Annotated in this window: 18 protein-coding genes; 7 read left to right on the plus strand and 11 right to left on the minus strand. The window is 59.2% G+C overall.

Going from position 1 to position 20525, the window contains the following annotated elements; translation table 11 throughout:
- The first annotated feature begins 213 nt into the window (after positions 1 to 213).
- Positions 214 to 912, plus strand: a complete 699-nt coding sequence (locus tag CPter91_RS24960; RefSeq protein ID WP_061945495.1) for a response regulator — start codon at positions 214 to 216, stop codon at positions 910 to 912.
- Positions 913 to 916: 4 nt separating this feature from the next.
- Here CPter91_RS24960 and CPter91_RS24965 read toward each other — a convergent pair whose 3' ends face one another.
- On the minus strand, positions 917 to 1258 hold the full coding sequence (locus CPter91_RS24965; protein ID WP_061945497.1) for an L-rhamnose mutarotase: 342 nt from the start codon (positions 1256 to 1258) through the stop codon (positions 917 to 919).
- A 28-nt stretch (positions 1259 to 1286) separates the two neighbouring features.
- Complete coding sequence (locus CPter91_RS24970; RefSeq protein ID WP_061945499.1) at positions 1287 to 2048, minus strand: SDR family oxidoreductase; 762 nt, start codon at positions 2046 to 2048, stop codon at positions 1287 to 1289.
- A gap of 211 nt (positions 2049 to 2259) precedes the next feature.
- Between CPter91_RS24970 and CPter91_RS24975 the strand changes: the two genes are divergently transcribed.
- Positions 2260 to 3102, plus strand: a complete 843-nt coding sequence (locus tag CPter91_RS24975; RefSeq protein ID WP_061945501.1) for a FadR/GntR family transcriptional regulator — start codon at positions 2260 to 2262, stop codon at positions 3100 to 3102.
- Here the strand turns inward: CPter91_RS24975 and CPter91_RS24980 are convergent.
- Complete coding sequence (locus CPter91_RS24980) at positions 3053 to 5095, minus strand: primosomal protein N' (RefSeq protein WP_061945503.1); 2043 nt, start codon at positions 5093 to 5095, stop codon at positions 3053 to 3055. The two genes, CPter91_RS24975 and CPter91_RS24980, sit on opposite strands and share 50 nt — an antisense overlap.
- Positions 5096 to 5626: 531 nt before the next feature.
- Here CPter91_RS24980 and CPter91_RS26805 point away from each other — a divergent pair.
- Complete coding sequence (locus CPter91_RS26805) at positions 5627 to 5809, plus strand: hypothetical protein (protein ID WP_150119812.1); 183 nt, start codon at positions 5627 to 5629, stop codon at positions 5807 to 5809.
- A gap of 103 nt (positions 5810 to 5912) precedes the next feature.
- On the opposite strand, the gene hemE is transcribed toward CPter91_RS26805, so the two are convergent.
- Positions 5913 to 6992, minus strand: coding sequence for a uroporphyrinogen decarboxylase (gene hemE / locus CPter91_RS24985; RefSeq protein ID WP_061945505.1), 1080 nt, complete (start codon positions 6990 to 6992; stop codon positions 5913 to 5915).
- An 85-nt stretch (positions 6993 to 7077) separates the two neighbouring features.
- Entirely contained in the window at positions 7078 to 7992 is a 915-nt protein-coding gene (locus tag CPter91_RS24990) for a LysR family transcriptional regulator (RefSeq protein WP_061945507.1), read from the minus strand.
- A gap of 156 nt (positions 7993 to 8148) precedes the next feature.
- Between CPter91_RS24990 and speB the strand changes: the two genes are divergently transcribed.
- Positions 8149 to 9102 (plus strand): agmatinase, encoded by a 954-nt coding sequence (gene speB / locus CPter91_RS24995; protein ID WP_061945509.1) that lies wholly within the window; start codon positions 8149 to 8151, stop codon positions 9100 to 9102.
- A gap of 49 nt (positions 9103 to 9151) precedes the next feature.
- On the opposite strand, the gene CPter91_RS25000 is transcribed toward speB, so the two are convergent.
- On the minus strand, positions 9152 to 10006 hold the full coding sequence (locus CPter91_RS25000) for a helix-turn-helix domain-containing protein (protein ID WP_061945511.1): 855 nt from the start codon (positions 10004 to 10006) through the stop codon (positions 9152 to 9154).
- A gap of 126 nt (positions 10007 to 10132) precedes the next feature.
- Between CPter91_RS25000 and CPter91_RS25005 the strand changes: the two genes are divergently transcribed.
- The gene (locus tag CPter91_RS25005; protein ID WP_061945513.1) at positions 10133 to 11083 is read left to right on the plus strand and encodes a phytanoyl-CoA dioxygenase family protein; all 951 of its coding nucleotides are present in this window, start codon (positions 10133 to 10135) and stop codon (positions 11081 to 11083) included.
- A gap of 201 nt (positions 11084 to 11284) precedes the next feature.
- Positions 11285 to 11752: an acyl-CoA thioesterase gene (locus tag CPter91_RS25010; protein ID WP_061946624.1), complete on the plus strand. Its 468-nt coding sequence runs from the start codon at positions 11285 to 11287 to the stop codon at positions 11750 to 11752.
- A 44-nt stretch (positions 11753 to 11796) separates the two neighbouring features.
- Here CPter91_RS25010 and CPter91_RS25015 read toward each other — a convergent pair whose 3' ends face one another.
- The 4 genes from CPter91_RS25015 to CPter91_RS25030 form a co-directional block, all read right to left on the minus strand.
- Positions 11797 to 13185: a sensor histidine kinase gene (locus CPter91_RS25015; protein WP_061945515.1), complete on the minus strand. Its 1389-nt coding sequence runs from the start codon at positions 13183 to 13185 to the stop codon at positions 11797 to 11799.
- 403 nt (positions 13186 to 13588) lie between these two features.
- Positions 13589 to 14758, minus strand: a complete 1170-nt coding sequence (locus CPter91_RS25020; RefSeq protein ID WP_061946626.1) for an MFS transporter — start codon at positions 14756 to 14758, stop codon at positions 13589 to 13591.
- A gap of 223 nt (positions 14759 to 14981) precedes the next feature.
- Positions 14982 to 15746 carry an OmpA family protein gene (locus CPter91_RS25025; protein WP_061945517.1) on the minus strand — a complete coding sequence of 255 codons (765 nt, stop codon included), beginning with the start codon at positions 15744 to 15746 and terminating at the stop codon, positions 14982 to 14984.
- Between the two features lie 440 nt (positions 15747 to 16186).
- On the minus strand, positions 16187 to 18073 hold the full coding sequence (locus CPter91_RS25030) for a S53 family peptidase (protein WP_082793259.1): 1887 nt from the start codon (positions 18071 to 18073) through the stop codon (positions 16187 to 16189).
- Positions 18074 to 18717: 644 nt separating this feature from the next.
- Between CPter91_RS25030 and CPter91_RS25035 the strand changes: the two genes are divergently transcribed.
- Positions 18718 to 18984 (plus strand): hypothetical protein, encoded by a 267-nt coding sequence (locus CPter91_RS25035; protein WP_061945519.1) that lies wholly within the window; start codon positions 18718 to 18720, stop codon positions 18982 to 18984.
- A gap of 20 nt (positions 18985 to 19004) precedes the next feature.
- On the opposite strand, the gene gabD is transcribed toward CPter91_RS25035, so the two are convergent.
- Positions 19005 to 20459 carry an NADP-dependent succinate-semialdehyde dehydrogenase gene (gene gabD, locus CPter91_RS25040; RefSeq protein WP_061945520.1) on the minus strand — a complete coding sequence of 485 codons (1455 nt, stop codon included), beginning with the start codon at positions 20457 to 20459 and terminating at the stop codon, positions 19005 to 19007.
- Between the last annotated feature and the right edge of the window lie 66 nt (positions 20460 to 20525).

Below are 20525 nucleotides of genomic sequence, written 5' to 3' on the forward strand. Positions count from 1 at the left end.
CTCTAGGGTTTTACTTATCGTTAAGACGTAGGAAGTATCGGGTTTACATGTTATTAAATATATAAGCAAACTTCTTAAATACATAGTCCAATTGATAACTCAGATGCAAAATAGTTAATATTCACCTGGCGGCCACAAGTCGTTGGGACTTCCGGAAAATCAATTTTCCCTGACCAGGCCTATCCGGTTTAGTTTTTCCATGGAGTAAAAGCTGTGAAAATCATTCTTGCCGATGACCACCCTGTATTTACCGCAGGCGTGCGCGCCTACCTCAGTCACATCCCGGATTGCCGGGTAGTCGCCAGCGTTTCCAGCGCGGATGCGCTGGTCCAGTGCCTAGAGTCAACGCCATGCGACCTGGTCATCACCGAATTTTCGATGCCGATGACGCGCATCGGCGACGGCCTGCACCTGCTCTCCTACATCCGGCGCCACCACCCGCATACATGGCTGGTGGTGCTGACCACCAACGACTTCCCTGTGGTGCTGTACCAGATCATCAACAGCGGCGTGAATGGCTTGCTGCACAAAAGCGATGCGATTCCCGAGATCGGCAAGACCATCCGGCATTTGGGCAACAACACACCTTACGTGGGCCCCTCGTTTCAAACCTTGCTGCAGAACGGCATGGACGAGCAGGGCACATATCTCATCCCCAGTCCGCGCGAGACCGAGGTATTGCGCCTGTACGCGGCCGGCCACAGTCTGCGGGATATTGCCGGACGCCTCAGCAAAAGCGTGAAAACGGTGAGCTTGCAAAAAGCGTCGGCCATGAAAAAGCTAGGATTGCGCAACGATATCGAGCTGGGCCGCTATTGCGCCGCGGCCAGTGGCGACAATATCCGCCCTCAGGGCCAGGAAGACTGGTTTTTGCCGGAACCGGGCAGCCGCAAGCGGGCGCCCGCGGCGTGAGATTTCAGCGCTGCCGGCCGAGGTCGAATATCTGCGCCATCGGCGTCCATTTCTCGCCGGCAGGTGTCCATGGCGTGGCAGCCTGGAACCGCCACATCAGGGTTTCCCATTCCTGCACCTTGGGATTGCCAAGGGCGGCATGCATCATCTGCTCCGCACTATAGACGACGTCATCGGTTTCCATCAGCATCACCAGCCGCGTACCGAGGCGGTAGATTTCCATGGACAGCACACCCTGCTGCCGCAGATGGGCAGCAATCTCGGGCCAGATCTGGCGGTGATATTGCTCGTATTCGCGGATCAGGGCCGGATCGTCTTGCAGATCCAGCGCCAGGCAGTGACGCATAGCGGTAGCTCCTTTCAGTCCAGGCAGCTCAGTTCGACCAGCCGCCATCGATCAGATGGATGGCGCCGGTGGTGAAGGCCGATTCATCCGATGCCAGGTAGAGCGCCAGCGCCGCGATTTCCTCGGTCTTGCCGAGCCTCCCCATCGGCTGGCGTGCGACAAACGCCGCTTCGATCCGGGCAATATCGACATTCTGCTGGCGCGCTTGCTCGGCGATTCTTTGACGCAGCGACGGCGATTCCACCGTGCCGGGGCAGATCGCATTGCAGCGGATGCCCTGCGCCACAAAATCCGCCGCCACCGCCTTGGTGAGGCCGATCACGGCTGCCTTGGTGGTGCCGTAGACAAAGCGGTTCGGCACCCCTTTCACGCTGGACGCCGCGGACGCCATATTGATGATCGAGCCGCCGCCTTGCGCCAGCATGGCCGGCAACACGGCGCGAATCAGGCGGTACATGGAGCCGACGTTAAGATCCCAGGAAAAGCGCCAGTCCTCTTCGCTGCAGTCGAGGATGCTGCCGTGATGGACAAAGCCGGCGCAATTGAACAGCACATCGAAACTTTGGTTTTGCGCCAGGGCACTTACCGCTGCAGCGTCGGTGACATCCAACAGCGAGGTCTGGATCTGGCGGCCTGCGGCCTGAGCGGCGCCAGCGGTTTCCGTCAAGGCAGCGGAGTTGATGTCGGTTGCCAATACGTGTGCGCCCTCGCCTGCAAACCTGAGCGCGCTGGCGCGGCCGATGCCTTGGCCGGCGGCGGTAACCAGAATGCGCTTGCCCTGTAATCTCATGCGCTTGCCTCCAAAATTTGATGAATTGCCGGCCTAAGAGATGTTTTTTTAACAGGTCTATTGGCTGGACCAATGATAGCACGCTAAAAAACCAGTCGACAACGGCTGGAACCTGCAATTTATCCTGTTTCGGACCACATTCCCACATATCGGTTTCGCCTGTCTGCGCTCTTGGCGTGGCACAATATGAAAAATCTCTTTCATTGCTGCCATGCCCATCCAAACCATCCATAACCGCCGCTTGTACCAACAGATCGCCGACCAGCTGCGCGATATGATCGACCGCGGCGAATACGGTCCCGGCGGCAACCTGCCGCCCGAGCGGGAACTGGCCAAGCAGTTCGGCGTTAGCCGCACTTCCGTACGGGAAGCCTTGATCGCCCTGGAAGTAATCGGGATCGTCAGCGTGCGGGTCGGCAATGGCGTAGTGGTATTGGCGCAGGAAGAACCCGCCGCGGCTAAAACTAGGGACGAGGCCAAGCCATCGGCCCTGCAGCAGGCGGCGCGCCGCAGCGGCTGGGAAATCGATCCGGAACTCGACCTCGAAATCAGCCACGAGCTGGATGACGAAATTCCGCCGTTCAAGCTGTTGCAGGCACGCCGCCTGGTCGAGCCCGAAACCGCCGCCCTCGCCGCAGTCAACGCCAGCGACGAACAGCTGCGCAGCATCGCCGACGCGTATGCACGCAATGTCGAGGACAATCGCAACGGTTCGCACACCCATCCGGGCGACCGCCTGTTCCATATCCGCATCGCCGAAGCCAGCGGCAACCCGGCTTATCTGCTGCTGGTCAGCCATCTGCTGGGACGCAAGTACGGCATGATGTTCCAGCGCCTGCAAACGCTGTACACCTCGAAAGACATGCCCAACCGTTCAGAACATGAACACCAGCTGATCCTGGAAGCGCTGCAGGCGCGCGATGCGGTGGCGGCGCGCAAGGCGATGCGCGCGCACATGGATTCGGTGGTGAAGATTTTTTCCCGTTCGGTGCCGGAGCACAGCGTCAAATATCAACCGGATCCACTTCCAAAGACCACTTCGCGCGTGTCTTGATCTGCCGCAGCTGCGCCATCCAGTCAGTCAGGAAAGCCTGCAAGCCCGGCCGCGACGGGCATTCGATCAGCAACTGCGCGCGGTCGACGTTAGCGACGCGAGTCATGGTCATCGGAATCGGGTCATGCATGGTGATGCCTTCATGTTCGATGCAATGCGCGGCCTGCTGCAGGAATTCAATCGCGGTTTCCAGCTCTTTCGCTTCCGCCCGCAGTAAAGCCTGATAAATGTAAGGCGGCAGGCAGGCCTGCTCGCGCTCCTCCAGCAAGGACGTGGCGAAGTGATCGTAATCGTGGGCGATCACGGCTGCGTACAACGGATGCTGCGGATAACGAGTCTGTATCAGCACTTCGCTGGGGCTGCCGCCTTCTTTCTGCGCAGCGCGGCCAGCGCGGCCGGCTACCTGCATCAGCTGCGCAAACAAGCGTTCGCTGGCGCGGTAGTCATGCGAGAACAGCGCCGTATCGGGATTCAGGATGCCTACCAGCGTGAGGTTTTTGAAATCGTGTCCCTTGGCCACCATCTGGGTGCCGATCAAGATGTCCACCTCGCCATTGTGGACGCTGTCGAAAGCCGCCTGCGCACTGCCCTTGCGACGGGTCGAATCAGCATCGATGCGCAACACCCGTGCCTCAGGAAACATGGCTTTCAAGCCCTCTTCCAGTCTTTGCGTGCCGCGGCCCAGCGGCTGCAGGTCGATATTGCCGCAGGTCGGGCAGGATTTCGGAATCCGCAATTCGAGGCTGCAATGATGGCAGCGCAGCCGGTGCTCGGGTTTGTGCAGCACCATGAAAGAAGTGCAGCGGGTGCAGTTGCTGACCCAGCCGCAGGCGTCGCAGGCGATCACCGGCGCATAGCCGCGCCGGTTCAGGAACAGCAGCGATTGCTCGCCGCGCTCCAGCCTCAGTTTCAATGCACTGACCAGGTTCGAGGTCAGGCCTTCACTGGGTTTGTCGCGCTCCATGTCGATCCGGCGCACTTTCGGCAACACCGCATCCTTGACCGCGCGTTCGCGCAGCTCCAGTTTTTTATAGCGGCCGGACTGTGCGTGATGCCAGGTTTCCAGCGACGGCGTGGCCGAGCCCAGCACGATCGGAATGCTCAGCTGATGGGCGCGCCACACCGCCAGGTCGCGCGCCGAGTAGCGCAAGCCTTCCTGCTGTTTGTAGGACGGATCGTGTTCTTCGTCGATCACGATCAGCTTCAGATGCGGCAGGGAAGCCAGCACCGCCAGCCGGGTCCCGAGGATAATGCGGGCCTGCCCCAGGTGCGCCGCCAGCCAGTGGCGCAGGCGCTCGCCTTCGGCCAGGCCGCTGTGCAGAGTCGCCACCGTAACGCCGGGAAAGCGGGCGCGAATATTTCCTTCGAGCTGCGGCGTCAGATTAATTTCCGGCACCAGGATCAGGATCTGCGACAGGTTGTCCTTGCCGTTTTCGCCATGTGCCAGGATCTGCGCCGCCGCCTGCAGATACACTTCCGTCTTGCCGCTGCCGGTCACGCCATATAGCAGGGTTGGGGCAAATCCGGTGGCGCCGGCGATTGCATCGGCCGCCTGCTGCTGCGCCGGATTGAGCTGCGCCACATCGATCGGCGTGGCGTCGTGCACGGCGCCGGGCTGCGCCAGCTTCTTCAGGGCACGATCCAGCGCGACCGGCTTCAACGCCCGCAAATTCTTCGGCAAGCCCGGCAAAGCGACTTCGCCCAGCGGCCGCTGATAATAGTCGGCGGCAAAACGGCAAAGCGCCAGCCATTGTGCCGACAAGGGCGGCAACTGATGGCGTACGGCTTGTACATTTTTTAATTTTTCAGCAGGAACGTCGCTCTCGTCGCTCAGGCCGACAATCATCCCGACCACTTCGCGCCGCCCGAACGACAATTGCACCAGCTGGCCGACGCGCGGCAAGGGCTCGTTGTCGTCGCTGGCCTGCCAGCGATAGTCGAAGCTGCTATCCAGGGGAGTATCGAGGACGATTTGAAGAATGCTTTGTTTCACGAACTTAATGTGATTCCCGAGGAAATAGGCTAACTATCGGTTTCATAAGTGCTTTTGAAACTGTCCACATTATCTGTGGATAACTTTGTGGACAACGTCAGCTTCACATTCAAAAACGGTGCGTTTACAGGTAATTCCTGATTTTTCTAAAATTGAAATAAAAATAAATCATGTTTTAAATCAATAGCTTAACTCGTGCGCCATATATAGAAAAAAATCTCTGAGAATTTAAAAAATGGCCTTGCAGAAACTAAATTATGTGCATAACTAAATTTGAACTGCTCCAGAATGGCGCATGGCTGGGTAACATTCAGGTCCACATTGAGAAACCGCCGAGTGCACCATCATGTCGTTTTTTCCATAAACTCCATCCAATTCTACTCCGGCAAAATTGGCGGCCTGTCAACTCTGGTCAAATTTGCCTTGAGGCAAATTTCTAAGATTCTACTTAATGTAAAACATGAGGAAATGCCCTAAGCATCGGTTTCATAAGCGCTTTTCAAATTATCCACAATGTCTGTGGATAACTTTGTGGGTAACCTGCTCTTGACAGGCTGCAGCCTCATATTTGATGCGGGTTTCAATAAATTGCCTAAACTAAAAGCAGAAAATAAACCCTTAAAAATCAAATACTTACAAAACACAATCCGTCTGCAAAATAAAAATATCGATATAAATAATTACCGTGGTGCAGCAGATTTATTTTGTGCATAACTAGCGGCCATGAATCTCCGCAGCGATGTTGAATGTGTTATGTGTGTCGCTATGTAACAGCAAAATTTCCCGCAAGGAAGGCCAAAAAGTCGCTTTGCCAGTCCTATGCGCGCAACTTGCGGCTGATTTCATGGACCGCATCGACCATCACGGCCACCGACTCCGGCGGCGTAAATTGGGAAATGCCATGGCCCAGGTTGAAGACATGGCCGTGGCCAGATTGCGGCGTACCGTAGGCATTCAGCAGACGGCTGACTTCACTGCGGATCTGCTCAGGATTGGCGAACAGCACGGCAGGATCGAGATTGCCCTGCAGCGCGACGCGCTGACCGATGCGGGTGCGCGCTTCCGACAGATTGACGGTCCAATCTAGACCGACAGCGTCGGCGCCGATATCGGCTATCTGCTCCAGCCACAGCCCGCCGCCCTTGGTGAAGACAATCGCCGGAATCGGCACACCGTCTTTCTCGCGCTTCAGCTGGGACACCACCTGGCGCATGTAGTCCAGCGAAAATTCCTGGTATGCGCCATCCGCCAGCGCCCCGCCCCACGAATCGAAAATCATCACGGCTTGTGCGCCGGCATCGATTTGGGCGTTCAGATAGGCTGCCACCGCCGCCGCGTTGGTGCTCAGCACGTGGTGCATCAGGTCCGGGCGGTTGTACAACATGGTCTTGACGGTATGGAATTCACGCGAGCCCTCGCCTTCCACCATATAGCAAGCCAGGGTCCATGGACTGCCGGCAAAGCCGATCAGCGGCACCCGGCCATTCAGTTCGGTGCGGATCTGCGTGACTGCCTTGAAGACATAGTCAAGCTTGCCCAGGTCCGGCGCCTGCAACGCCATCACGTCTTTTTCATCGCGCAGCGGACGTTGGAACTTGGGACCTTCACCGTCGGCGAAATACAAACCCAGCCCCATGGCGTCCGGCACCGTCAGAATGTCGGAAAACAGGATGGCGGCATCCAGCGGGAACCGCTCCAGCGGCTGCAACGTGACTTCCGTTGCGTAATCGGGATTGGTCGCCAGCCCCATGAAAGACCCGGCACGGCTGCGGGTTTTACGATACTCCGGCAGGTAGCGGCCGGCCTGACGCATCAGCCACAAGGGCGTGTATTCAGTCGGCTGGCGCAGCAGCGCGCGCAGGAAGGTATCGTTCTTCAGGGGGGCGAATTGTGACATATGAGGCAATATAAATGCGTGTGATAACGCCTTATTATCTCATCCAAAGCCTTGGCTGCGGCAGTGCTTTGGCTAATGACAGGTATTACGTGCCGTGCCGGTGCGCCGCCACCAGATCATCAAGGAAAGCTTGCAGCACTTCGCCGCGGCTGGACTGGCGCCGCAGCACCATGTGCAGGGTGACGTCGTAGCACAGCATGGCGGGATGCAGCGCTGCCAGCAGACCTTGCTCCACCAGCGGTGCGGCAAAGTGTTGCGGCAGGAAGCCAAGATGCCGGCCCGACAGCAGCAGCACCGCGACCGCTTCCATATTGTCTGCCAAGGCAGTCACCCGTACCGGCGCAAAACCGCCGCCGGCGCCATCGGCTTCCGGCAGCGGATAGCTGCGCCAGACCCAGTCGTGCTCGGCGACGGCGTCCCGGCTCAGCTTGCCGGCCTGCGCGAACAAGGGATGGCCGACGGCGCAATACGCCACCTGATGCTCTGAATACAGGGGTACATATTCCAGGTTAGGCAAGCGGTGCCAGAAATAGCCGATGCCAAGGTCGAGCCGGCTGTTGATCACCTCTTCCTCCAGCTGGCCCGGCGCCAGCACCGCCAACGACAAGATCACCGCTTCATCGCGAGCACGAAACCTGGCGATGGCCTGGCTCAGGCGGGCATTGGCGCTGATGGCGGCATGGCCGATCAGGCCCAGTTGCAGTTTGCCGGCCAGCTTGTGGCCGATCTGCCGCGCATTCAGGCAAAAATGGTCGATATTTTCAGTCAGCTGGCGGCTAGCCAACGCGAACTGTTCGCCACGCGGCGTCAGGCGGAAGCCGGCGCGGCCGCGCTCGCATAAGCGAAAACCGAGCCGCGTTTCCAGCGTCGCCAGCTGGGTGCTGATGGTGGACTGGCTGACATTCAAGGCAGTCTGCGCGGCGGAAATGCCGCCGGCGTCCAGCACTGACAAAAAAACGCGGATCAGGCGCAGGTCAAGATCGGATAGCTGAGTGAGCATGCTTTTTGCGGCTGAGAGAGGATCAAATCGATCATACATCGATCAGCGTCAATGTAAACACCGTATTACACTGATTTTTCCCAAGGTAATTTGCCGCTAGAGTAACTGCCACAAATCCTTTCTAACGCTACGCCCTTCCCCACCCCGGAGACCATCATGCCAGCAACCCCACTTTACCAACCGCTAGGCGGCAACGACATGCCGCGTTTCGGCGGCATCGCCACCATGATGCGCTTGCCGCATGTGACCAGCAGCGCCGGGCTGGACGCCTGCTTCGTCGGCGTGCCGCTCGACCTCGGCACCTCGAACCGTTCCGGCGCCCGTTTCGGCCCGCGCCAGATCCGCAGCGAATCGGTGCTGCTGCGCCCTTACAACATGGCGACCCGGGCCGCGCCCTTCGATGCCTTGCAGATTGCCGATCTCGGCGATGTCGCCATCAATCCGTATAACCTGCTGGATTCGATCCGGCTGATCGAAAACGCCTACGACGGCATCGTCGCCTCCGGCTGCCGTCCGATCTCGCTGGGCGGCGACCACACCATCGCGCTGCCGATCCTGCGCGCGCTGCATCGCAAGTATGGCAAGATCGGCCTGATCCATGTCGACGCCCACGCCGACGTCAACGACACCATGTTCGGCGAAAAAATTGCCCATGGCACGCCGTTCCGCCGCGCCGTCGAAGAAGGCTTGCTGGATTGCCAGCGGGTGGTGCAGATCGGTTTGCGCGGCACTGGCTATACCGCGGAAGATTTCGACTGGTGCCGCGACCAGGGTTTCAAGGTGGTGCAGGTGGAGGAATGCTGGAACCAGTCGTTGGCGCCGCTGATGGAAGAAGTGCGGGCTCGCGTGGCCGGCGGCCCGGTGTACCTGAGTTTCGATATCGACGGCATCGATCCGGCTTATGCACCCGGCACCGGCACCCCGGAAATCGCCGGCCTGACCGTGCCGCAGGCGCTGGAAATCATCCGCGGCGCCTGGGGTCTGGACATTGTCGGCGCTGATCTGGTAGAGGTATCGCCGCCGTACGACCCGCTAGGCACAACTGCCCTGCTGGGCGCCAACCTGGCCTACGAGATGCTGTGCGTGCTGCCGGGCGTGCCGCGCCGCTGACATTTTCACTCGCGGGAAGTAGGCGCTGGCACTTGCTGAAAGCCTTTATTTATCTATAGCGCTTTTTGAAATCGCGCGGACTGACGCCCTTGGCGGCGCGGAACTGGCGGTTGAAATGCGCCAGGTTGCGATAGCCGGCTTCCTGCGCGATCACGCCGATCGCCTTGTCGGTCTGGATCAGTTGCTGGCAGGCGCTGCCGATCCTCAGCTGAGCCAGATAAGCGGTCACGGTGAGCTGGGTATGGCGTTTGAAAAAACGGTGAAAAGCCCCCAGCGACAGCGCTGCCCGTTCGGCCAGCAGCTCCAGCGAGATCGCTGCCTGGAAATTCTCGTGCAGGTAGTCCAGCACCTTGCCCATACGCTGGCGCTGGGTGTCGACCGCGATCGAGGCCGACGCCACCGAGGCCAGCGGCCGCGCCTGCTGGTCTTGCGCCAGCAGTAGCAATAACTCCAGCAATAGCGGCAGGCGCTGCGCCGGGGCCAGCTTCTCCATGCGCAGCATCAAGGGCCTGGCACTTTCCGCCACTGCGGCGGAAAACTGCAAGCCACGGTCGGCGCGCTTGCCCAGCTGCAGCAGCCCGGCCAGTTCCGGCAGGCTGGTTTGCAGCTGCACCAGCCAGTCCCGCGAAAACCACACCACCACCGCCAGCATCTGCTGCTGTGGGACGATGCGCTCGCCGGCCGACCAGGTATGCGGCAAGTTTGGACCGAGCAAGACCAGGTCGCCATCCGAAAAATCCGCCAGATGATCGCCGATATAGCGCTGCCCGCGCGCGTTCAGGGTCAGGGTCAGCTCGAATTCGGGATGGTAGTGCCAAAGGAAAGGCAACTCGGGCAACTCGCGCCAGAGCAGCCGCCAGGACTGGCCGGGGGAAACAGAGAGATGTTCGTATTGCGGTCGCATTATGACCTTTGATTGAGCAATAACATCAGAATAGTATCAATAAGTGGTATTTGCAGCGAAATCTCCTAGAGACGGTGAGGGCAAAATCGAACTGCCCTACCCCACAAAACCAATACGGAGATTTCCATGAACCAGCCCCAAGCGGCGCAGCCTCCCAGCAATCCGTCCGTGCTGTATCCCGAGCAGGCGCAACTGCGCGATATTCGCAAAACCTTGCCGCTGCGCGTACTGACCGCCTCCGATTTCTATCACTGGCAAACCTACGGCTATGTGATTGTCAGGAATGCCGTCAGCGCCGAGCAGGTGCAGCGCACCGCCGATTTCTTGTGGGAGTTCCAGGAGCTCGATCCGCATGCGCCGGAAACCTGGAACCGGGCCCAACTGCGCGATCACGAAATGACCGAACTGAACGGCTCCGGCATGGTCGAGGCCTATCATCACCAGACCTTCTGGGACAACCGGCAGACGCCGCGCGTCGTCGATGCCTTCGTCGACATCTGGGATCGCGAAGACCTATGGGTGACCATCGACCGCGCCAACCTGAACACGCCGAACCAGGGCGCGCGCCGTTTCGGCGGCTTCATTCACTGGGACGCCGACACCTCTGTCGAACCGTTGCCGGTCAACGTCCAGGGCGTGCTGGCCTTGTCCGACACCACGCCGGATGGCGGCGGCTTTCAATGCATCCCCGAGCTATTCCAGCATTTCGCTATGTGGCGCAAAAGCGCGCCCCAGGATCGCAATCCCCACCGTCCAGACGTGGCCTCCTTGCCGTGGGAGGTGAAGTTCATTCCGATGAAAGCCGGCGACCTGCTGATCTTCAACAGCTTGCTGGCGCATGGCATACGGCCGAATACCTCGGTCGACAAAGTACGGCTGGCGCAGTACATCGCATTCACGCCGGCGCGCGAAGAACAGGCCGCCTTGCGCCAATGGCGCATAGACAGCTGGCGCCAGCGCACGCGGCCGGACAGCTACGCCTTTCCCGGCGATCCGCGCGAATGGGAAAAGACCCGCTATCCGCTGGCGCAACTGAGCGAACTGGGTGAAAAAATCCTTGGTCCGCGCGACTGGTAATAGCAGCGCGGCATAGGGTCTGTATGGGCCCGGCTGGTAGCGATACCGCGCGTTGCAGCTCTCATAAAAAAAAACTAACAATGAAACGATTGTCCTCTGAATGGTCGGAGGCGGTCATTGTTCATTTGTGAACGTTTTGATACTTATGGAGCTTCTATGACTACCACGCTACAAAAAACATCGCTGTTTCAAGAAGCCGGGATGACATCGACCATGTTTTCCCACGGTGCCTCATCGCCGCTGTCACCTAAGATCTTCCGGCACTCGATTGACATCTACCTGAAGGATTCCAACGCCACCGGCAACATCTACTTTGCCCGTTACTTCGAATGGCAAGGCATCTGCCGCGAACGCTGGTTCTTCGAATGCATTTCCGCTGACATGCTGGCGCCGCTGGGCGTCTTCATCACCAAGGACGCCCAGCAGAAATATATCCACGAGACGTTTGCCTTCCAGAAGGTGGAGTGCGAAGTCAGCACGGCCGCCATCAAGCAATGCTCGTTTTCCTTATTGTTCCAATTTTTTGTGGAAGGGAAGCTGGTCTCTACCGGCCATCAGCAAATCGTCTTTGCCAACAAGGACAAGAAGATCAGCCGCTTGCCGGAACATATCCTGGAAAAAATTCGGCAGTACGAAAACCCCAGGAATATAACAACGCTCTCTAACTAGGACGAGAGCGCACGCCGTCCGGTTGGTCCGGTCGGCGTGCCGGGCTATGCTTGCACGGTCGCCGCAACCACCGGGAATTCCAGCGTGAAGCGTGTATATTCGCCGGCCATCGATTCGCAGCGTATGCTGCCGCCGAACACCGCCATCACCTGATGGCAGAACGCCAGTCCGATGCCGGAACCGGCGCCTTTCTTGGTCGTATAGTGAGCATCGAAAATATGCGGCAGGACATTGGCGGCAATGCCGGCGCCGGTGTCGGTAAAACAGAGGACGTTGAATTTCCCCGAGCGCGTGGTCGAGATGCTGATCTCGCCCTTGGATGCTGCCTTCAGCGCGTACAAGGAATTCTTCAGCAGGTTGAACAGGACAAATACGAACAGCCGGTCCGAGCCGAAGAATGCATAATCCTCCATGACGGCAAGGTAGATCTTGGCGCGCTCACCCTGCTCAAATGGATAGCGCTCCAGCGCCTCGTCGACCAGCTGGACCACCGAGTGACTGGCAAAGGCGTCGGTGTCGATGCGGTCCAGCTTGGCCGAAGCGAGCATCATGTCGATCACCACCGTGGTGCGGTCGACTTCCTGCGTGATCGAATTGGTGGCCTTTGACAGCTGCTTGACCGTGTCCGGTCTGATCGACGGTGCCAGCAAGCCGTGCTCCACGGCCAGTCGGTAGCCCTCCAGCAGAGTCGGCAGGAACTGTTCCATGCCTTTCGCCAGCATCCGGATCGAGGTCAGCGGCGTGCGCATTTCGTGGCCGACCGTGCTGGCGACCGTCATCGGATCCAGCAAGTGATGGCGGACGATGGCAACCGACATGACACCCAGACTGACGGCAATGAACAGCACACCCGGCGGATAAAATTCGATGCCGTAGTTGCACAGATAATCGACCGCGGCGAAAAAATAAATCAGGATGGCGCCGATGCACAGCCGCAGCTTGATGCGTTTGCCGAGTTCCGCCACCTGCTGCTCGCGATAAGTGATGTACAGCCCGCGGTTCACCACGATCACCGTCTGCAGCACATGTAGCGGATGCAGCAGCCCGGCTTTCGGATAGTAGCCCCAGAAATACTGGTAGTAGCCGGACACCAGCAGGTCCGACCCCAGCAGGAAAATCGCCAGGATGGCGGCGAACGCGTAGGAGGTGTAGACGTATTTGCGCTCCGCGGTGCGTTCACAGATCTCGGTCAGGAAATGGTAAAGGCTGGTCGGCAGAAACAGGATCAGCAGGTAGCCGAACTTCACCACGAACATCGCCATGTGCGGATCGCGCAAGGTGAACAGGAAAGCCCAGGTGCCCTGCCAGAACGCCGAAGTAATACACAGCACCAGGAAGCTGATGCCGATGCGCGTAAAACCCTTGGTGCAAACCACGTACAGGCCGTAGGCCAGGAAGATCGAAGCAACGACTGCGGGCAGTATCGAATACATGGACGACGATCAGGATAAATGCTTGGCTACAAAATGTGCCGATGCCGTGAAATGGCGGCCACATGGAGAGGCTCGGCGCATACGTTGCGAGAACTGGATCTTTCTTTGCTCGAATCAATCAATGAATCTACAGCCGTTCTTGCCTTGAGGCAATATTATGGCATAAGCCACCATCCCGACTTGCTTTGCTGCTACCGCTAGCGGGTTGCAAGGCGTACGATAACAATGGATAAAAGATAATAATAATGCAAATTCAGTATAACGGCGATCTGATCTGACGCCCCCGGGATTTGGGGCGCGGCGGGATTTTGTGGCGGCGGGACACAGCGATGCGCCGAACAGCGGAGGCCGTCCGGCAGATGGTTAAGAGGGCAATCGAAACGCGGCAGCGACGCGGCAGCGCTTATTCGCTAGGCGTCATCGCCAGGCCGCTGTTGCGCTCGATCGAGGCCGACCACAGCGTCAGGCCGAGCGCCAGCGCCACCAGCACCACGCCGACATACGGCAACGAGGTTAGCTGGAAACCGGCGCCGATCGCCATGCCGCCAAACCAGGCGCCGCCGGCGTTGCCCAGGTTGAAGGCGCCCTGGTTCAGGGTCGAAGCCAGGTTCGGCGCGGCGCTGGCGCGCTCCACCACCAGCACCTGCAGCGGCGGCACGATGGCGAATGCCAGTACGCCCCAGACAAAAATCGTGACCACTGCCGGCAAGGGTGTGCGCATGGTCAGGGTAAATACCGTCAGGACCAAAGCCAGCGCCAGCAGGAAACCGATCAGCGACGGCAGCAGGCGCCAGTCGGCCAGTTTGCCGCCGAGCGCGCTGCCTACGGTCAGGCCAAGGCCGAACACCAGCAGCACCAGGGTCACCGCATGCGGCGTCAGTCCAGTGACGTCTTCCAGGATCGGCGTGATATAGGTGAACACCGAAAACAGGCTGGCCGAAGCCAGCGCGCTGATGGCCAGCACCATCACCACTTGCCGGTCCTTGAGGACGGCGAATTCCTGCAGCAGGCTGGTCTTTTGCATCTCGATCTTCTTCGGCAGCCATAGCGCCAGCGCAATCGCTGCCAGCACGCCGATCACCGTCACCGCCCAGAACGTGGAACGCCAGCCGAGCTGCTGGCCGAGCGCGGTGCCGAACGGCACGCCCAGCACATTGGCCAGCGTCAGACCGGCAAACATCAGGGCGATCGCCTGAGCGCGCCGGTTCGGCGGCACCAGGCCGGCCGCCACCACCGAGCCGATGCCGAAAAATGCACCATGGCAGAACGCGGTCACTACCCGCGCCAGCATCAGTACCGCATAGTTCGGCGACAAGGCGCACAGCACGTTGCCGATGATGAACAGGCCGATCAGGCTCAGCAGCGCCGTGCGGCGCGGCATGTTGGCGGTGGCGATGGCGACGATCGGGGCGCCGATGGTGACGCCCAGCGCGTAGCCGGTCACCAGCATCCCCGCCGCCGGGATGGTTACCCCCAGATCGCGCGCCACGTCGGGCAGCAGGCCCATGATGACGAACTCCGTCGTACCGATGCCGAAAGCGGCAACAGCAAGGGCAAATAGGGGCAAAGACAGCATGATGATCGTCCGGAAATGGAACCGCCGAACAGCAGGAAAGCGCGGCGGTTAAAGGCGCGCACCGGGGGCCATGGTGCGAAGCAACATTATAGCAATCGCGGATTATTTGTGTTAGCGCTACCAGATTTCTGCGATGAAATCTGGTAGCAAGAACGGAAAGTGTTGGATTTTTGCGATAAGAAGCAGCGCTGCAATCACCCTCCAACAGTCCGCCGGAGCCTTATGGCATCGCAAAAGTCGCAATCTCGACGCGGCGGTTAGGCAGCAGACAGCGGATCAGTGCCTCTTGCTGCAGGCCGTCGCGACATTGCGTCACCGGATCCTGCGCGCCCAGGCCGACGGCTTTGACACGCGCGGCCGGAATGCCGTAGCTCACCAGCACATCCTTGACCGTATTGGCGCGCCGGATCGACAGGTTCAGGTTGTAGCTGTCGCTGCCGAGACGGTCGGTATAGCCGCGCACCTCCACCCGCGCATAGCGGCTGGCTGCCAGGCGCTTGGCAAGGGCAGCGAGCTGCGCCCGTCCTGCCGGCAGCATCTGGCCCAGGCTGGACTGGTCGAAGCGGAACAGGGCATCGGCCGAAATCCTTTCTATTTTTGGCCGCTGCTGCACCGGTGCCGGCGGTAGCGGGGGTGGCGGAGGCGCAACCACCGCTACCGGCTGCACTGCCACCCAGTAGCCCTTGACCCACCTCGGCTCGTCACGATGGCGGCGTTCCCAATAACCGCGCTGCCAGGCATAGCCGGAACGCGCTGGCGGCGGCACAGCTTCGTAGCGCGGCGGCGGCGCCTCGAAGCGCTGCCAGCCATCACGCTCGACAGCGACTTGCGGTGCGTCGCGGCGCCAGCCTGGGTCGGCCTGGATTTGCAACTGATAGGGAGCCGGCTGATATGGGGCCGGCTGCGCCAGCACGTTGCTGGCCGCGCCAAGAAGGCCTGTGGCGGCAGCCGACAGAAACAGGATTTTCCGGATATAAGTTTGCATGATGTTGTCCTCGTAATAAGCAGCAATTGGGTGCTAGCTATTAAACGGGCAACAGCCGCCGCCGGACATTCGGGCGATGTAATTTCAGCAACGGGATGTTATTTTTTCAACAATTTATGACGTCGCATCGTGCAGGCCATGCTGCCAGGATTCCTCGTCCCCCCAAAAATGCTTCTTCACCGATTGCCGGGATAGGCGACTTCCTTTTCAAGTTGTAGGGTGGGCACGCTTTTGTACCCACGCTGTATCGGTATCCGCGTGGGCACAAAAGCGTGCCCACCCTACGGTAAAAAAAATGCCTCCCCGGTGGTTGCAAACCGAGGAGGCATTGACCCATAAAGATGCTATTGCTGCGCTATACGCTGTAACGCATAAGCGATGACATCGAAGCGCGGCCCTGTTTTCCCTGCGATGTCCGCCAGGACCGCCTGTGGTTTCCCTTATTTGGCTGGGAAAACCGTTGGGTTTGCTGTGATGTAAGCGTTCAGGTTGTCGACGTTCAAGCTGCCGAAGCCGGTTGCGGCACTCCATCCCGATGCAGCAGCTTTCATGCCAGGGTAAGTCGTGCTCCAGCCGTTGTAGTTGACGGCATCGCCGTCCACGGTGGCGCTGGTCACAGGGAAGACCAGATTGGCGTTCGATGGAATAGCAGCGTACAGCGCCGAGCTAGGGAAGCCCAGGTTGTTACTGTGCGCCGATTCCAGGCGCGACCAGAAGCCGGCGAACATCGGCGCCGCCATGCTGGTGCCGCCAACCACGCCGGCTGCGGTGCCGCCGTTGTTCGAGGCAGTGATATAGATATAAGTGCCGCTGGCAGAGGCAGCATCGAACACGATGTCCGGCAGGCCACGGGTGGTATGGCCGGTGCCGACGATGCTAGAAGTCTGCCAGCTTGGCGCGGCTTCATACTTGCTGAAGCCGCCGCCGGTGGACCAGATTCGCACTGCGCTGCCGTCGCCGGTCGACGCCGTGCCTTCATTCCACACAGCCTGGCCATTGTAGGCGCCGGCCGAAGTCGTGAACAGCGCCGTGCCGCCTACCGCCACCACGTAAGGCGAACTCGCTGGTTCGCTGACGTCATAGGTTTTTTTCTTGGTGGTGGTGTTTGCCACGCCAGGATTGCCCTGGGAATCGGTATCGCAGTTGTAAGGACCGGCATCGCCGGAGGCCACCGAGAAGGTGATCCCTTGCGCCACGCCTTGTTCAAACACCGCATCGTCGGCCGCTTGCGAACCGGACGATTTGGCTGAAGCTTCGCATTCGCCCAGCGAGACGTTGACCACACTGGCGACGTTGGCGGTCACGGCAGCGTTATAGGCAGCAGTCAGCGGTGCATCTTCCATCGAGCTGGCGGTGTAGAAAATCAGTTGCTTGACGCCGCCTGCAGCGCCATAGATCACCTGGCTGTCCAGCGCCCATTCGACTTCGCCGGATTCGTCAGAGCTTTCGGTACCGACATAGACCACGGTAGGCGTCAGTTTCGGCAGGCTCGGATTATTGCTGAGGAAGGTTTGGAAATCGTTCAGGGTATACGTCATGTTGCCTTCAGAGATCGTGCCGACTACTGCGTTGGAAGCAGCAGGCGTGGTGACGGCGTTATAGATCCCTGGATACTGCACCGGCGTGTGCGAAGTTTCTGTGCCGGCGGCAGCTTGCACGATGCTTCTCTGCGCGCTGTGTACGCCGCTGTGCGTCACATGGTGGATAGCTGCATTCTGCAGGCCCAGCACCGAACCGACGATGCTCGCCAGTTCCGGCGGAACTTGCGCTGCCGCCTCATTGGCATACACATTGCGGCCTTCATGCGTGAAGCGTTTCAGCGAGGTGTTGAACGCTTGCTTGATGGTGGCGGCGGTACCGTCGGCGCTCACCAGCAGGCGGTTCGAGCTGACGCTGATATTCCTGAAGCCGGCTTTGCTCAAGTGCGCGGTAACGGCGTCCACTTGCGCTTGCGTCGGCGAATACTGTTCAGCAAACTGTGCCGGCGTCAGGAACTTGTGATACACCGCGCTGCCTGGCGTATAGAGTTCTTTGACGAAGTTGTCCAGCTGTGCCTTGTTGCGCAGCTGCAGGCTGACGGTGACGCTCTTCTCTTCGCCTTGCGCCATGTCTGTTGCAATCTGGTCCGCGGTAACGGCAACGCCGGTGCTGTCGTGTGTCTGTACCCGTGGCAGGAACGCCTCGGTCTTGGTCGATACCCAGGTTGAAGTATCGGTGGCTGCTTGCGCTGCCATGCCGATACACGCCAGGGAGAGTGCCAGTGCCAGTGCTGAAACGCGCGGGACGGCGAAGTCCCCTGCTTTTGCTGCTGATGCCTTCGATTTCATCTTCTTATTCCTCTTAAAGTAAGCAACATGGAAACAACGTGGAAACAGCTTGCAAAACAACTTGTGAAACGCTTGAGCGCACCTAGCCAGCCGGCGCGGATGCAACGCATGCGCGCCGGAGCCTCCCTGCAACTCGGAAACATGGTTGGCACAAACGACAGATGTGCTTATCCATCGGCTTGCAAAAAGCCGCCTTGCTCAGGTATGCCTAGCGTCAGATGTGCGTCGTTTTTGGCGACGCGGGGTTAACGAACTGCGAGCTCGTTACGGGGACGGCCGCTGCGTGATCGTTCGCGCAAGCTGTACCGGAATTCGGAAGAAGAGTGGGTGGAAAGAATCCAAAACATGTTCGGATTGCGACTGCAGAAACACTGCCAGTTCTAAAGACTTAACGCCGGTCATCACTATTCCCTTTTAAGGACCATCGATACGACAGCATTACGCTTGTGGGGTAAGTGTCGCTGCAAAAAAAATCTGTTTCTCCACCTGTCTGAAAATGCAAATTACGACCCCAGCATAAGTCTTAAATTTCCAGGCTGCAATATTTACTTACCCGTTTTTACAATTTGTTTCATCTTAAAAAATCTGGAAAATTTCGACCCCGTTCGGGATACAAAAAGACATATTTAAATACAGGAATATACATGGGGTTATCGGCCGGAAAACCGCAAGAATACTGGCTCGCGGGACTTTCTGAATGCTGCATTATGGTGCATTTTCAGTTTGAAAAATACCATAACGATGCGATGGTGCAGAGCGCTATTTACCTCTTCCGGCGAGCCGGAAGCACCGCATTTAAATTGTATAAAACAAATTCTAAAAACAAATCATTCTCGCAAAAAAAAGAGCTGCCTGAGCAGCTCCGCAGTCAATCGTCGGCGGCCACGCTGAAGCGCAACCACCGCCGATGAATGTGCACTTCCGGTTCTTGTCAGATCCCGCCCATGCACAGATATTTAATCACCTGGTAATCCTCGATGCCGTACTTCGATCCCTCGCGCCCCAAACCGGATTGCTTGACGCCTCCGAATGGTGCAACCTCATTGGAAATCAAACCGGTGTTGATGCCGACCATGCCGCTCTCCAGACCCTCGGCGACACGCCAGATGCGGCCGATGTCGCGCGAATAGAAATAGCTGGCAAGTCCGAATTCGGTATCGTTGGCCAGCGCCACCGCTTCCTCGTCGGTCTTGAAGCGGAACAGCGGCGCCATCGGGCCGAAGGTTTCCTCGCGTGCGACCATCATGTCGGCCGTGACGTCGGCCAGCACGGTCGGCTCGAAGAAACTGTGGCCGAGCGCATGGCGCTTGCCGCCGGCCAGCAGGCGCGCGCCTTTGGCCAGCGCATCGGCAATATGCTGCTCGACCTTGAGCACCGCCTTTTGATCGATCAGCGGACCTTGGGTGACGCCCTCCTGCAAGCCATTGCCGACTTTCAGTTTGGCGACCGCAGCCACCAGCTTGGCGGCGAAAGCATCGTAGACGCCATCCTGCACGTACAGGCGGTTGGCGCAGACGCAAGTTTGTCCGGCGTTGCGATACTTGGAAGCCATTGCACCTTCCACCGCGGCATCCAGGTCGGCGTCGTCAAACACGATGAAGGGCGCATTGCCGCCCAGTTCCAACGACAATTTCTTGATGGTGGCAGCGCACTGCTCCATCAGCAGGCGGCCGACGCCAGTGGATCCGGTAAAGGTCAGCTTGCGCACGGTGGGATTGCTGGTCATTTCTGCGCCGATCTCGCGCGCCGCGCCAGTCACCACGCTGAACACGCCCGCCGGGATGCCGGCGCGTTCGGCCAGCACCGCCAGCGCCAGCGCCGAAAACGGTGTCGACTCCGCCGGCTTGAGCACCATGGTGCAGCCGGCCGCCAGCGCCGGGCCGGCTTTGCGGGTGATCATCGCCGCCGGAAAATTCCATGGCGTGATGGCTGCGCAGACACCGATCGGTTCCTTCACCACCACGATGCGCGTACCCGGCGTCGGCGAAGGAATGGTGTCGCCGCCGGCACGCTTGCCCTCTTCCGCAAACCACTCGATGAACGAGGCGGCGTAGGCGATTTCACCGCGCGACTCGGCCAGCGGCTTGCCTTGTTCGGTAGTCATGATCAACGCCAGGTCGTCCAGGTTGGCCAGCATCAGGTCATTCCATTTGCGCAGGATGATGCTGCGTTCCTTGGCCGTCTTGCGCCGCCACTGACGCCAGGCTTCATTGGCGGCGGCAATCGCGCGCCTGGTTTCGGCGGCGCCCATCAACGGCACACTGCCGATGGTTTCGCCGGTGGCGGGATTGACGACGTCATGCGTGGCGCCACCGTCGGCGTTGCACCATGCGCCGTTCAGGTAGGCTTGCTGACGGAACAATGAGGGGTCTTTTAATTGCATCACGAGGTAACTCCTATGAACGAGGAAGGCCGGCATATCAAGTTGCGATATACCGGCTGAAAAGCAGTG

This window comes from Collimonas pratensis (genome assembly GCF_001584185.1).
Classification (GTDB): Bacteria; Pseudomonadota; Gammaproteobacteria; order Burkholderiales; family Burkholderiaceae_D; genus Collimonas; species Collimonas pratensis.